Here is a 12103-nt window from a genome sequence, read left to right as displayed (position 1 = left end):
CGGCGGCCACAACGAGTCCACAGCGGGCGGTCAGGGTGGCCCGCCTGGGCCTTACCGGAACCTGTGAGCGATGCGTCGAGGGTCGTCGGATCGATCAGGCGACGTGATGGACAGATGACATGAAAGCGGGCGGTCCGGTCGTGCGATCGTCCAGGTGTTCACGATTCAGACACCGGACGGCAACCATGGCGACCATCTTGCTCATCGACGAAGACCATCGCTATCGGCGGCTACTCGGCGATCAGTTGACGCGCTTCGGTCATCTGGTCACCGAGATCGCCCTCCATGAGAGCGGGCGGACGTTGTCCGACCTGACCTGCCACACCCACCGGAGGCCGGATGTCGTGATCGTGGACCCGGTCGTGCCGGCGGTGGACGGGCTGCTGCTGATGCGCCTGCTTTGTGTCGCGTCCCGCCGCCCGGTTCTGGCACACAGCATCAGGAGTATCGATGATGACGTCGTCCGCATGCTGCGCGCCGGCGCAGACGGATTCCTGCCGAAGCCGTGTCCACCCGCGGTGGTTGACGCCTCCGTCCGCGCTCTGCTGCGCCGGGTTCCGCCGGCACCGCCTCCGGCGCCGTCCGAGGTCGGCGCTCTTCGCATCGATGTGGCAGGTCGCAGCGTCTCAGTGGACGGACGACCCGTGGCGCTGACGCGTACCGAGTTCGAGCTTCTCGCCTATCTTGCGGAGCACCCCGGCCGGGTGGTGCCACGGTCGCAGCTCCGGACGAGGATCCGCGCGGAGGGCCTGCCGTCGGCGGCGTCCCTCGACGTCCTGCTGTCCCGTCTGCGGCGCAAGCTGGGCGAGCGCTCGACAGGCACGAAATACCTGCACACCGCTCGGGGGCGGGGAGTCTCGTTGCGACCGGTTCCGGCGCGGGAGCAGATCACGCAGACATCCGGGAGCGATGCGGCGCGTTGATCGCCGATCGTTCTGGGCCGCGCCGCGGCGCACTTCATGGAGGACCGCGATGCGTTGCGGCAAGGGACGTGGTCCGGCGGGCCGCTACCAGACGAAGCAGCATGACGAGGGACGAGTGTGATGTCATGGGGAAGATCGGTCATCGGCCCGCCGAGCGACAACTCGCCTACACGTTCGGGGGTCGGATACCAGTCGCGCATCTGCGCTCCGGTGACGTGCTGGAGGTGTACACCGAGGACTGCTTCGGTGGCCGGCTTCGCAGTGTGTCCGACCTGTCGTCCTGGATGTTGGAGACGCCGCATCTGAATCCGGTCTCCGGGCCCTTCCTGATCGAGGAGGCCGAGCCCGGTGACACACTCGCCATCCACATCGTCTCGATCGTTCCCGCGCGAGACTGGGGGGTGTCGTCCACGCCTCCACACATCGGCGCGCTCGGATCCGGTGTGCGAGCGCTCGCGCTTGGCGCACCGGTCGAGGCGCGGGTCTGGTTCTACGAGATAGATCGTCGGGCTGGAACGGTCCGGTTCCAGTCGACGAGAACGGACCATGCGGTGGACCTGCCGCTGGAGCCGACTATCGGCACCATAGGCGTGTCTCCCGGGAGACTCGAGGCTCGGTCCACCATGGTGCCTGACTTCTACGGCGGGAAGCTCGACATCCCCGAGGCGCGTGCGGGCGCGACCCTGTACCTGGGTGTCAACGTTCACGGGGCGATGCTTGCGCTCGGTGACGGCTACGCTCGCCAGGGGCACGGCCAGGCCTGTCCGGCCGGTGTGGCGATCGCTACCGTCACCACTGTCGCCATTGAGGTGATCAAGGGATGGCAAACCAGTTGGCCACGGTTGGAGACCGACCTCGATCTCATGTCGATCGGCTGCGCCCGTCCTCTCGATGACGCCTATCGAATAGCTCACCAGGATCTGGTGAGCTGGGTCGGATCCTTGGCGGGGCTGGAGATGCTGGACGCTCATCAGCTCGTCTCGCAGGCAGGGCGGTCGGCCCTCGGCAACGTGCGCGACGCGAACTACACGCTTCTCGCCGCGATCGGGAGACGGCTGGTCCCCCATCCTGCTGCCGCGTACGACGACGCACACGATCGGCTCAAGCGGACCGCCGCCTCGGCGGGATAGCGGTCGTCGATCCCTCCACGCACCGGGACGTGCTTGCTGGTCGATGAGAGTGCTGTTCGTCGTCGCGAGGCGCCGTCAGACAAGCTGATGGGTGCCTCGACCAGCGCGGCTGGAAAACGGGGCTCTCCATCGCGAACGTCGAGTAGGTGCCGAGGATAACCTCGAAGAGGCGGTCGGCCTGTTCGGCACTCATGCGACGGCGATGCCACCAGAGCGTGAGGTGCATGCGCAGCGGTTCCCCGGCGAGGGGAACGACTGCGACTCCCGGACCGCCATGGGAGGTCGGCTCCACCAGCTGAACGGCGCGTCCGGAGCCGACGAGCTGCCGCCCGCCGCCGCTGGGCACGTCGAACTGGATTCGCGGGGTGAAGCCTGCCTTGCGGGCCGCCTGCCAGAAGGCGGACAGGGAACCGTCCTCTCCGCCGGGCGGCCTGATCCATGCCTCTTCTTTGAGCCCTTCCAGGGGGATCTCCCGAAGACCCGCCGCCCGGTGGGCGCTGGAGACAGCGACGTACACCGGGATTGCCGACGCGAGCACCCTCTCACCTAGTTCCTGCGGGAGTGGAATCTGATGGGACTCCGCAATCGCCAGCACTGCCACATCGAGGTCGCCGTGCACCAGTCGCTGGGCGAGCCTCAGGCTGGACGGCTCGACGCACATGGAGAAGGAGATATCCGGGAAGCTCGTCTCCAGACGCTGGAACAGAGACGAGACGCACTCCATGTGCACCGATCCAAATCGGATCGTGCCCGCCGGGCCGGCGATATTTCCCCTCAACGCGTCCATTTCGGCGACCAATAGGCGGGCTCGTTGGAGGAACTGCTCTCCGAAGGTGGTGGATCGAGCGCAACCGCGCCCGCGCTGGAATATCTGATGACCGACCATCCGTTCGACACGCTGAAGCAGGGTCGTGACGGAGGGCTGCGAGATCCCCAGTCTGGATGCTGCTTTCGAGATGCTTCCGGTATCGGCGATCGCGCAAACGACTCTCAGATGCCGGATTTCCAGATCCATGCGTGCACCCTATCCATCCGGGTTCAGGCCGGGTAGGCGCTACTCCCCCGTCCTCGAGCGAGGGCATGTCGTCAAGAAAGCGTCGCAGTCTCGGTGGCAATGGCGGGCGGAAGCTTCGCGCGCATTCATGAACCGTCATTGGGCTCGGGGTGGTGACCCGGCGGCTACGGCTCACTGGGGAGAGGCCAGCGGGACGGCCCCGCTGCCCGAGATATCCGTCGTGGTGTCGCGGCCTTCACCGCGAGGACCGGGCAGGAGACCCGGAGCAGGATCTCCTGTGCGGTCGAGCCCAGGATCAGCTTGCCGATCGGGCTTCGATGCCGGATTCCGATGACTACCAACGACACGTCCTGCGCCTCGGCGAGGTCGGCTATCTCCTCGGCGGCGTCCCGACCCTGCATGAGCTGCCTGATCGCGAACGGTACCCCGGACGCGGTCAGCTCGCGGGTCACCGCGTCCAGGTCGGGCTGCTGGGCGAAGCAGGGATCGACGTAGGCATCTCCCCGCGAGGTGTTCACCACGAGCACCGGCTCGTCGCGGAATCGCGCTTGTCCGATCGCGGCCTGCAGGGCTGCCATTCCCATCGGGGATGGAACGTATCCCACCAGAACGGTCACCCTGTCACCATCCTTGCACGCCGGCGGAGGACGAACCGCCGGACCAACGGCCAGAAGAGCACCACCAGTACGGTGGTGTAGATCAGACCCGACACCCAGCCGCCCAGCAGCCCGTGCCACTCTCCACCGGACAGCTGCAACGCCCGGCGGCCCTGCAGTTCGGCGCGCGGAGCCAGGATCACCCCGACTATCAGCGGCAGGATCGGCAGCCCGAACCGGCGCAGGCCGAAGCCGAGCAGGCCGAGTACGAGCAGCAGGAACAGGTCGAACGGCTGTGCGTTGACGGCGTACGCGCCCATAGACGCGAAGAAGAGGATGCCGGCGTAGAGATACGGTCGAGGAATCCGAAGCAGCCGCGCCCAGGCGGGCGCGAGCGGGAAATTCAGCACCAGCAACAGCAGGTTCCCGACGAAGAGGCTGGCGATGAGCGTCCAGACCAGACCCGACTCCCGCTCGAAGAGCAGCGGGCCGGGTTGGATGCCGTACTGCTCGAAGGCGGCCAGCATCACCGCGGCGGTGGCGTTGGTGGGCAGGCCGATGGCGAGCATCGGTACCAGCGTGCCGGCGGCGGACGCGTTGTTGGCCGCCTCGGGGCCGGCGACGCCTTCGATCGCTCCCCGGCCGAACTCGTCCCGGTGCTTGGACAACTTCTTCTCGGTGGCATACGACAGGAACGTGGGTATCTCAGCGCCGCCCGCGGGTAGCGCCCCGAACGGGAATCCGTAAGCGGTGCCGCGCAGCCAGGGCTTCCAGGACCGGCGCCAGTCGTCGCGGCCCATCCACGGCCGGCCGACCGGGATCACCTCGGCCGGACGGCGTCGGAGGTGCGCGGCGATCCAGAGCGCTTCGCCCACGGCGAAGATCCCGACAGCCACCACAACCACGTCGATGCCGTCTGCGAGCTGCGGCACGCCGAAGGTGAGCCGTTGTTGACCGGTCACCCTGTCGATCCCCACCACTCCGATGACCAGGCCGATCAGCAACGAGGCGAAACCGCGTACCCGGGAGGCGCCCAGCACCGAGGTGACGGCGACGAACGACAGCAGCATCAGGGCGAAGTAGTCCGGCGCGCCGAGGCTGACCGCGAACCGGACCACCGGCGGGGTGATGACCACCAGCAGCAGGGTGGCGATGGTTCCGGCGACGAACGACCCGATCGCGGCGGTGGCCAGCGCCTGCGCCGCCCGGCCGGCCTTGGCCATCTTGTTGCCCTCGATCGCGGTCACCACCGACGAGGACTCACCGGGAGTGTTGAGCAGGATCGACGTCGTCGATCCGCCGTACATTCCGCCGTAGAAGATGCCGGCGAACATGATGAAGGCCTGGGTGGGCTCCATGCCGTACGTCACAGGCAGCAGCAGCGCCACTGTCATCGCGGGGCCGATGCCCGGTAGTACACCGACCGCGGTGCCGATGGTGACACCGAGAAGCGCGATGAGCAGGTTCATCGGCGTCGCCACGTGGGCGAACCCGTCGAGAAGCGAATGGAGGTTCTGCATCTACAGGACTCCTCGCAGCACGCCGGCGGGCAGGTTGATGCAGAGCCCGATGGCGAATGTGTAGAACGTGATGAGCGAGAGCCCCACGGCGATCAGCAGGTTCCGGACGTGGTCGCGGCTGCCGAGCGCGAACGCCGTGCCCCAGAAGAGCAACGTGCCACTGATCACCCAGCCGAGCGGCTCGATCAACACTGCGTTGGTCAGGAACGCCGCGACGAGAAGCAGGACGGTGCGCCAGTCGACAGGAGTGGCCAGGTCGACGTCCTCGCCGGCCTCCGGCTCGCCGACGCCGCCACGAGCCACATCAACGGCGTAGACCACCGCGACGGCCATGAGCAGCGTTCCGAGCAGGATCGGCACCGGCCGTGGGCCGAGCGGGTCGGTGCTGCTCACCGCCTGACCGATCTGGGTCGCGTCGACGACGACCACGACCCCGACCAGCGCCAGGAAGACGCAGACGACGTACTGTGCGCGGTCCGGCTTCGACGCATCCGCTGCGGAACCCGGAGCGTCGTCCGCTCGTGCCGCGTCCGACGGCTCGGGGGCGCGCTGGATCGGGATGTCAAACAACGCCGGGAACCGGGACGGCGAACCGCCGTCCCGATCCGATCGGCTCGGCCGGCCGGTCATGCCAGGCCGAGCTGCTTGAGCAGGTCAGCCACCGACTTGTCCTGCTGGGTGAGGAAGGCGGCGAACTGATCGCCTGTGACGAACGCGTCGGTCCAGCCCCGCTTGGTGAGCTCGGTCTTCCACTCGGCGGAGTCGTGCATCCTGGTCAACGCATCGATCCACAGCTTTTTGTCAGCGTCGCTGATGCCGGGCGGTGCGACGATGCCCCGCCAGTTGGTGAAGACGAGGTCGATACCTGCGGACTTCAGCGTCGGTACGTCCCGTAGCGCGTCGACAGGCGCTTCGCTGGTCACCGCGAGAACCCGGAGCTGCCCGGCCTCGACCTGATCGAGGAACTCCCCGAACCCACTTGCGCCGAAGGCCACCTTGCCTCCGAGCAGGGCTGGCAGTAGCTCGCCTCCGCCGTCGTACGAGATGTAGTTGACCTGTCGCGGGTCGATGCCGATGGTCTTGGCCAATTGCATCGGCAGCAGGTGGTCGGGGCCTCCGAGGGACGAGCCGCCGCCGACAGCGAGGCCCTTCGGGTTGGCCTTCCAGGCCGTGACCAAGTCGTTGATCGTCCGGTACGGCGAGTCCTTCGGCACGACGACCGCGCCTGCTTCCTCGATCATTTTGGCCAGCGGGGTGGTATCGGTCAGAGTGGCCGACGACTTCGAGGTGTACGAGGCGCCGACCACCCCCAGCCCCAACTGCATCGCGAGCTTGCCGTTGCCCTTCTCGTTCACGATGCGCTGCAGTCCGACCGTGCCGCCCGCTCCGGGCAGGTTGAACACCTGCACGCCAGCGGCGATCTTGGCATCCTCCATCACCTTCGCCGCCGTGCGGGCCGTGGTGTCGTATCCACCACCGGGGCTGTTCGGCACCATGATGCGTAGACCGGTGATCGGCTTGCCGTCGCCGCCGGCGCCCGCCTCGCCCTCTTCTGCCGTGGCGCCGCAGCCCACCAGGGCAAGCGCCATGGTTACGGAGACGCCCACGAGTAGCGCTTTTCTTCTGGTTGCCATCAGGTTTCCCTTCCGTTTCGATTCAGACCGGCGGCAAGATGATGACCCCGACGCCGGCTCCCCGTCTGCCTTGTGTCACCAGCGGAAGTTGAGGTCTTTGTGGTCGCGGTCACGCCTCGGCGTCGTACGCTCGCCGGGCAGTTGCTCGCTCTCCAACTCGCGATCATCGTCGTGGTGCTCGCAGCGGTGGCGGCCGTGTCGCTGGCGCAGTCGGCGGCCACCTTCAACCGGTCGAAGGCCGCCGTGTTGCTGCCCTCGGCGAACAACTCGCCGGGAACCCGCTGCTACGGGACCGCCTCGACCAGCCGGCGCCCGGGGAGACGATCGCGTCCCTGGTGCAGAACCTGCCGGTTCAGGCAAACGTGACCACCGTCAGCGTCGCCGATGACAGCGGACGGATAGTCACCTCCACCAACCCGACGCTTGTCGGCAGCCTCATGGTGCTCGGTGATCCGAGGGTCGCCGGCGGTCGAAGCTGGTTCGGCGAGCTGCCGGTGGGCGGAACACGCGAGCTGGTGGCACAGGTGCCGGTCCTGGGCGACCGCAAGAAGGAGAACCTCGGACGGCATCTGGGCGTGGTGATGGTCGGCGAGGCACTTCCGTCCTGGTGGCAGCGACTGATCGGCGCTTCGTCCTACCTCTTCACCTACCTCGGCATAGCCAGCGCCCTCGGAGTGCTCGGATCATGGCTGCTGGCCCGGCGCATCAAGCGGCAGACCCTCGGCCTCGAACCGCGGGAGATCGCCGGTCTGGCAGAGCACCGGGAAGCGCTGCTGCACGGCATAGCCGAAGGGGTCATCGCACTCGATCCGCAACACCGGGTCACGCTGGTCAACTCTGTCGGCCGCCGATTGCTCGACCTGCCCGAACATTGCCTCGGCCGCAGCCTGTCGGAGCTACGGATTGAGGGCCGGTTACGCGACGTACTCGCGGGGGCGGGCAGCGCGCGGGAGACGCGGGACCAGGTCGTGGTGCGGGGCGGCCGGGTGCTCGTGATGAGCCGGATGACGGTGAACAAGGACGGCCGGCGGCTCGGCTCGGTCACCACACTGCGGGACCGGACCGAGCTGGCCCGCCTGGAGCAGGAAATCGGTTCCTTTCGCAGTACCACCGAGTCGCTGCGCGCACAGACACACGAGTTCGCGAATCAGCTGCACACCATCTCCGGGCTGATCCAGATCGGTGAGCACGAGGAGGTGGTCCGGTATGTCGAGGCGCTCAGCCGGCATCGCGCCTCCCTGGACCTCGCGGTGACGAGCCGGATCCACGACACTGCGGTGGCAGCTCTGCTCACGGCCAAATCGGCGGTCGCCGCCGAGCGCCGCGTGGAACTACGGATCTCTGAGCGGACCAGGTTGGGCCGGCTGGACATGGCGGTATCGGCCGATGTGGGTACGGTGTTGGGCAACCTCGTGGACAACGCCGTCGAAGCCGTCGCAGGAGGCCGGAATGTCTCCCCCGCGGATTCCGGCGCCGGCCCGGACATCAACAGCAGGCCGGCCGCCGGGAACCAGTGGGTGGAAGTCGAGTTGCGTCAGGATTCCGCATCGATCGAAATCGTCGTCCGTGACTCGGGGCCGGGGATCGCTCCCCGACTGGCGCAGGAAGTGTTCGCCCACGGTTTCACGACGAAAGCGGCAGAGGGCGGTGAACGGGGTATCGGCCTCGCGCTCACCCGCATGGTCTGTCATCGTCGCGGCGGAGAGGTCGCAGTGACGAACACCGATGAGGGCGCGATGTTCACCGCGCGAATGTCGGTAGCTCCGCTGGAGGCAGGGCCTTGATCGACGTGCTGATCGTTGACGACGACTTCATGGTGGCCCGGATCCATCGCGGTTTCGTCGAACGTCTCGAAGGTTTCCGGGTCGTGGCGACCGCGAGCACCGGTGAACAGGCGATCGCCGCGGTGGAGCAGTTGCGCCCAGACCTGGTGCTGCTCGACTTGTACCTTCCGGACATGTTCGGCCTCGACGTGGTCGCCAGGCTGCACACCGCCGGGCATGACTGCGATGTCCTCGTTATCAGCGCTGCCCGGGAGAGCGACAATGTACGCCGGGCGGTGCGGTACGGCGCAGTCAACTACCTTCTCAAACCATTCAGCTTCGAGGAACTGCGGGGCAGGCTCGAGCAGTATGCCGCGCGGCGCAGCACTCTCTCGAAGAGCATGGTCTGCGACCAGGGGGATATCGACCGGGCGCTCACGTCGAGCAGCCCGATCACCGGCTCGTCCGCTCTCCCCCGCGGCCTCAGCCCAGAGACTGCCGGACTGGTGGAGGAGATCCTCCGGAAGCAAGCGGGAACCCTCTCCGCCGCCGAGTGTGCGCATCAGATCGGCATCTCCCGAGTCAGTGCCCGCCGTTACCTCGAACACTTCGCCGTAGTCGGCCGGGCCGCAGTAACACTCAGGTACGGAAACACCGGACGGCCGGAACGCCGTTACCGCTGGACGGTCCGTTCTGGATCTTGAAAGGTCAACTCGTTCATTGCAACTCGGCCTGTCAGCGTGGTCGTCACCGTTAATCACCCCAGGCCCGGGTGATGGGGCATTTCGATGAGGTGGGTTGTCCGCGCGGTGGGCGAGTGTGAGGCGGTACGGCGGCAGGCGGTTGGCGTGCTTCGCCGCCGGGGGGTCGGTTCCGGAGATCACGGCCGTGCTGCGACCCGCCTGTGGTGCAGCAGGGCGACCTCGGTCAGCTGGGCTCCGACGTCGGTGACCAGCAGGCTGCCGGCTGCTCCCGAGCCGATCGCGGCGGCGCGCACGGTGTCGATGAACACCAGGCGGGAGGGTGCGAGGACCGTCTCGACGACGCGGCGCATCACGGTCTGGTCGTGTTCGCCGGCTAGGACCGGGCGGCAGGCCGCGACGACACCGCCGGAGGCACCGGTTCGCTGAAAAGGCGGATCAAGTGGGACAGCAGGATCACGCAGCCGTCGGCGTCGACGATACAGCCGCGCCGGATCAGAGAACCGGCGGAGGTAGACGCGTCCCCGCACGGCGCGCTGATGGTGCCGCGGTGCGCCGCCCAGACGCCGATCGAGCTGCTGCCGAGGCCAATCGCGACCGCGGTCTGCGGGGCAGAGCGACACATACCGGCAGCGCGCTGGTCGGACGAGAGGACGTTCGCGGGCACGGTTACACCGATCACTTCCATTGATACAAGCGTTTACCGAATCCCGTCGTCGCCGCTGAACAGCTCAGTGAAAGCGGTCGGATCCGGCGCAACTTCGTCGCGCTCGTTGCCGATGCCCGGCAACCGGCCCGCGGTCACTGGCTGCGGTGCGGGCCGGATGACCGAGACCTCGGTCGACCGCTTGAGTGCTGTCGTGGCCCTTCCTGTTCTGGACGGCTATGGTGGCCGACATGGATGACGGGCGCGGCTTCGGGGGCGTCGGCCGGCGAGTTGCGGTGCCGACGTTGCTCGTCTGGGCTGTGCTGGTGTTGGTCGTGTCCACCGCCCGGGACATCGGGTTGTGCATCGTCTTCCGGCTGACCCGCTGTGCGGTCCCGGGCTGTGTACCGGCGTGGTCGGCGGACCGGGCCCCGCCGACGTGGACGCTCACCGCCTGAAGCCGCCCGTTGCGCGGCGTCGGACACGACGCTGCCCCTTGGCTGGGAGCACCATGCCACCCTTCATTCATGACTTTCGCTTCTGCATGCCCATTGACCTGCCGGCGACGTCGCTTCCCTTCGTTAGCCCTCGACACCTGGTCCCCGACGTACCCGGGTGGACGACATGCTGACCGCCGGCGCCTACGCTCGTCCGGGCGTACAGTCGTGCCTTGCCCTTGACCTCGGAACGTCCACCGTCCGGCTGTGGACGCCGCAGGCTGGAACGGTGATCACTGAACCGACGGTGCTCTGCCGCCCCAGCACCGACCGGCACGTGGCCGGACGAGCCGCGCTGACCGCTCAGACCCGCGGTGTGACCGCCACGTGGCCGGTGCGCAACGGCGTGGTGCGCGACTTCTTCGCCTGCGTGCACCTGCTCCGGTTGCTGACCGCCGATCTCCGCCTACCTTCCGACACCGCCTATCCCGTACTGGTCGGTGTGCCGGCGACCGCGACCCTGCGCCAGCGCAACGTGCTTGTCGCCGCGGTCCGCCGTGCCGTCGGTGGACGGGTCAATGCAGTGGAGGAGCCACTCGCGGCTGCTCTGGCCTGCCGTCCTGACCCGGGCGGTGACGTGGTCGTGGTGGACATCGGATCCGGACGTACCGAAGTGGCACGCATCTGTGACCGCAGCATCGTCGCGGCGGAGCGTGTCGATGACGCCGGATCCGTCGACCGGATCCCGGCGATCGCCGACTGTGTGCGCCGTCTCGACCGTCCGCGGGGTGGTCAGCGGCGGCTGCTGCTCACCGGTGGTGGTGCGACCGCCGCCGGAGCCGCCGCGAGGTTGGCCGCGCTGACCGGCCGCTCCATCACGATGCCCGCCGAACCGCCGCTGGCCACGCTCACCGGCCTGCGCCGGCTACTCACGAGCTGACGTGGGCCGGTCCCGCATCCGTATCCACTTCCCGGCCGCGGTTGCGGTCGTCTTCTTCCGGAGTTTGTCATGGACGTCGAATTCACACCGCTGCCGGGCATCGGAGAGTGCCACGCATTCACCACCGTCACCGGTCATCGGGTCGGCGTTGTCACCCACTACGCCGGCGGTCGACGCGAGCTGATCCACGGCGTCAGCGACGATCCCGATGCCACCTGCAGCCTGACCCTCTCGCGTAGCGAGGCGATCGCGTTGGCGGGACTGCTGGGCATCCTGGACGTCATCGACGTGGATGTCACAACCACTCGGCAGCCCCGCCATCCGGCTGCCGGGTGACGGGGCTGAGTGCTGCCATGATCAGCGGCCGCGCCGGCGACGAGGCCGGCGCGGCCGCTGCCGCGGCATTCCGTCAGCCCTTGTGTTTCTGCTGGAAGGGGACGCAGAACCGGGTATGCGGTAGCACTTCGAGCCGTTCGGCGGGGATGAGGCCGCCGCATTTTTCGCAGCGGCCGTAGCTGCCCTCGGCGATGCGTCGCAGCGCACCGGTGACCTGTTCGAGGTTGTGCCGGGTGGCCGTCACCAGTGCCGCCCGGTTGTGTGCTTCGCCGGGGTCGCCGGTGTCGGCCGAGATCTCCGTCAGTTCCTTGAGCCGGTCGTCTGGGCGGCGAAGTCCTCGCTCAGCGACGCACGGAGGCCGGCGAGCCAGCCCTGATCGGATACTTCGATGTCGACGCTCATGTACCGCTTTTTGGTCGGGAGGCCGAAAGTGCTTCGGGAAGCAAGAGGGCGGAAGCTCGA

Annotated in this window: 15 protein-coding genes; 7 read left to right on the top strand and 8 right to left on the bottom strand. The window is 67.7% G+C overall.

Annotated elements, in window-relative coordinates; genetic code table 11:
• Window positions 1–185: 185 nt before the first annotated feature.
• Both A4R25_RS16470 and A4R25_RS16465 read left to right on the top strand, forming a co-directional pair.
• On the top strand, window positions 186–923 hold the full coding sequence (locus A4R25_RS16470) for a response regulator transcription factor (protein ID WP_051611145.1): 738 nt from the start codon (window positions 186–188) through the stop codon (window positions 921–923).
• A gap of 101 nt (window positions 924–1024) precedes the next feature.
• Window positions 1025–2053, top strand: a complete 1029-nt coding sequence (locus A4R25_RS16465; protein WP_223201178.1) for an acetamidase/formamidase family protein — start codon at window positions 1025–1027, stop codon at window positions 2051–2053.
• Here the strand turns inward: A4R25_RS16465 and A4R25_RS16460 are convergent.
• From A4R25_RS16460 to A4R25_RS16440, 5 genes are all read right to left on the bottom strand, one after another.
• Window positions 2025–3068, bottom strand: a complete 1044-nt coding sequence (locus A4R25_RS16460) for a LysR family transcriptional regulator (RefSeq protein WP_043325435.1) — start codon at window positions 3066–3068, stop codon at window positions 2025–2027. The two genes, A4R25_RS16465 and A4R25_RS16460, sit on opposite strands and share 29 nt — an antisense overlap.
• A gap of 164 nt (window positions 3069–3232) precedes the next feature.
• A complete protein-coding gene (locus A4R25_RS16455; RefSeq protein WP_043325436.1) occupies window positions 3233–3685 on the bottom strand; it encodes a universal stress protein in 453 nt (150 codons plus the stop codon).
• Window positions 3682–5184, bottom strand: coding sequence for a tripartite tricarboxylate transporter permease (locus tag A4R25_RS16450; protein ID WP_064447283.1), 1503 nt, complete (start codon window positions 5182–5184; stop codon window positions 3682–3684). Before A4R25_RS16450 ends, A4R25_RS16455 begins: the two co-directional genes overlap by 4 nt.
• A complete protein-coding gene (locus A4R25_RS16445) occupies window positions 5185–5754 on the bottom strand; it encodes a tripartite tricarboxylate transporter TctB family protein (RefSeq protein ID WP_231915547.1) in 570 nt (189 codons plus the stop codon).
• 56 nt (window positions 5755–5810) lie between these two features.
• Window positions 5811–6818, bottom strand: a complete 1008-nt coding sequence (locus A4R25_RS16440) for a tripartite tricarboxylate transporter substrate binding protein (RefSeq protein WP_064447281.1) — start codon at window positions 6816–6818, stop codon at window positions 5811–5813.
• 281 nt (window positions 6819–7099) lie between these two features.
• Here A4R25_RS16440 and A4R25_RS16435 point away from each other — a divergent pair, with 281 nt between their 5' ends.
• Both A4R25_RS16435 and A4R25_RS16430 read left to right on the top strand, forming a co-directional pair.
• The gene (locus A4R25_RS16435; protein ID WP_231915572.1) at window positions 7100–8602 is read left to right on the top strand and encodes an ATP-binding protein; all 1503 of its coding nucleotides are present in this window, start codon (window positions 7100–7102) and stop codon (window positions 8600–8602) included.
• 5 nt (window positions 8603–8607) lie between these two features.
• The gene (locus tag A4R25_RS16430; protein WP_231915571.1) at window positions 8608–9285 is read left to right on the top strand and encodes a response regulator; all 678 of its coding nucleotides are present in this window, start codon (window positions 8608–8610) and stop codon (window positions 9283–9285) included.
• Between the two features lie 176 nt (window positions 9286–9461).
• Here the strand turns inward: A4R25_RS16430 and A4R25_RS31150 are convergent, their stop codons facing one another.
• Together A4R25_RS31150 and A4R25_RS16425 are read right to left on the bottom strand one after the other, a co-directional pair.
• Window positions 9462–9635, bottom strand: coding sequence for a hypothetical protein (locus A4R25_RS31150; protein ID WP_157539094.1), 174 nt, complete (start codon window positions 9633–9635; stop codon window positions 9462–9464).
• 23 nt (window positions 9636–9658) lie between these two features.
• Window positions 9659–9970 carry a hypothetical protein gene (locus tag A4R25_RS16425; RefSeq protein WP_051611147.1) on the bottom strand — a complete coding sequence of 104 codons (312 nt, stop codon included), beginning with the start codon at window positions 9968–9970 and terminating at the stop codon, window positions 9659–9661.
• Window positions 9971–10179: 209 nt separating this feature from the next.
• On the opposite strand from A4R25_RS16425, the gene A4R25_RS16420 reads away from it, so the two are divergent.
• From A4R25_RS16420 to A4R25_RS16410, 3 genes are all read left to right on the top strand, one after another.
• On the top strand, window positions 10180–10386 hold the full coding sequence (locus tag A4R25_RS16420) for a hypothetical protein (protein ID WP_223201179.1): 207 nt from the start codon (window positions 10180–10182) through the stop codon (window positions 10384–10386).
• A gap of 166 nt (window positions 10387–10552) precedes the next feature.
• A complete protein-coding gene (locus tag A4R25_RS16415; protein WP_148062122.1) occupies window positions 10553–11305 on the top strand; it encodes a rod shape-determining protein in 753 nt (250 codons plus the stop codon).
• Window positions 11306–11374: 69 nt separating this feature from the next.
• On the top strand, window positions 11375–11641 hold the full coding sequence (locus tag A4R25_RS16410; protein ID WP_030274987.1) for a hypothetical protein: 267 nt from the start codon (window positions 11375–11377) through the stop codon (window positions 11639–11641).
• 73 nt (window positions 11642–11714) lie between these two features.
• On the opposite strand, the gene A4R25_RS31830 is transcribed toward A4R25_RS16410, so the two are convergent.
• On the bottom strand, window positions 11715–11885 hold the full coding sequence (locus tag A4R25_RS31830; RefSeq protein ID WP_223201180.1) for a TraR/DksA C4-type zinc finger protein: 171 nt from the start codon (window positions 11883–11885) through the stop codon (window positions 11715–11717).
• Window positions 11886–12103 lie beyond the last annotated feature (218 nt).

Origin of the sequence: Micromonospora sp. NBRC 110037 (assembly GCF_001652995.1) — a bacterium.
In the GTDB taxonomy this organism is placed as follows: Bacteria; Actinomycetota; Actinomycetes; order Mycobacteriales; family Micromonosporaceae; genus Micromonospora; species Micromonospora chalcea.
The sequence above is the reverse complement of the archived record's forward strand: the minus strand, read 5'-3'. Positions and strand labels throughout refer to the sequence as shown.

Excerpts from the sequence above, each read along its gene's own strand:
- A4R25_RS16470 (WP_051611145.1), top strand. The coding sequence starts at position 186 with ATGGCGACCATCTTGCTCATCGACGAAGACCATCGCTATCGGCGGCTA.
- A4R25_RS16465 (WP_223201178.1), top strand. The coding sequence starts at position 1,025 with ATGACGAGGGACGAGTGTGATGTCATGGGGAAGATCGGTCATCGGCCC.
- A4R25_RS16460 (WP_043325435.1), bottom strand. The coding sequence starts at position 3,068 with ATGGATCTGGAAATCCGGCATCTGAGAGTCGTTTGCGCGATCGCCGAT.
- A4R25_RS16450 (WP_064447283.1), bottom strand. The coding sequence starts at position 5,184 with ATGCAGAACCTCCATTCGCTTCTCGACGGGTTCGCCCACGTGGCGACG.
- A4R25_RS16440 (WP_064447281.1), bottom strand. The coding sequence starts at position 6,818 with ATGGCAACCAGAAGAAAAGCGCTACTCGTGGGCGTCTCCGTAACCATG.
- A4R25_RS31150 (WP_157539094.1), bottom strand. The coding sequence starts at position 9,635 with ATGCGCCGCGTCGTCGAGACGGTCCTCGCACCCTCCCGCCTGGTGTTC.
- A4R25_RS16425 (WP_051611147.1), bottom strand. The coding sequence starts at position 9,970 with ATGGAAGTGATCGGTGTAACCGTGCCCGCGAACGTCCTCTCGTCCGAC.
- A4R25_RS16420 (WP_223201179.1), top strand. The coding sequence starts at position 10,180 with ATGGATGACGGGCGCGGCTTCGGGGGCGTCGGCCGGCGAGTTGCGGTG.
- A4R25_RS16415 (WP_148062122.1), top strand. The coding sequence starts at position 10,553 with ATGCTGACCGCCGGCGCCTACGCTCGTCCGGGCGTACAGTCGTGCCTT.
- A4R25_RS16410 (WP_030274987.1), top strand. The coding sequence starts at position 11,375 with ATGGACGTCGAATTCACACCGCTGCCGGGCATCGGAGAGTGCCACGCA.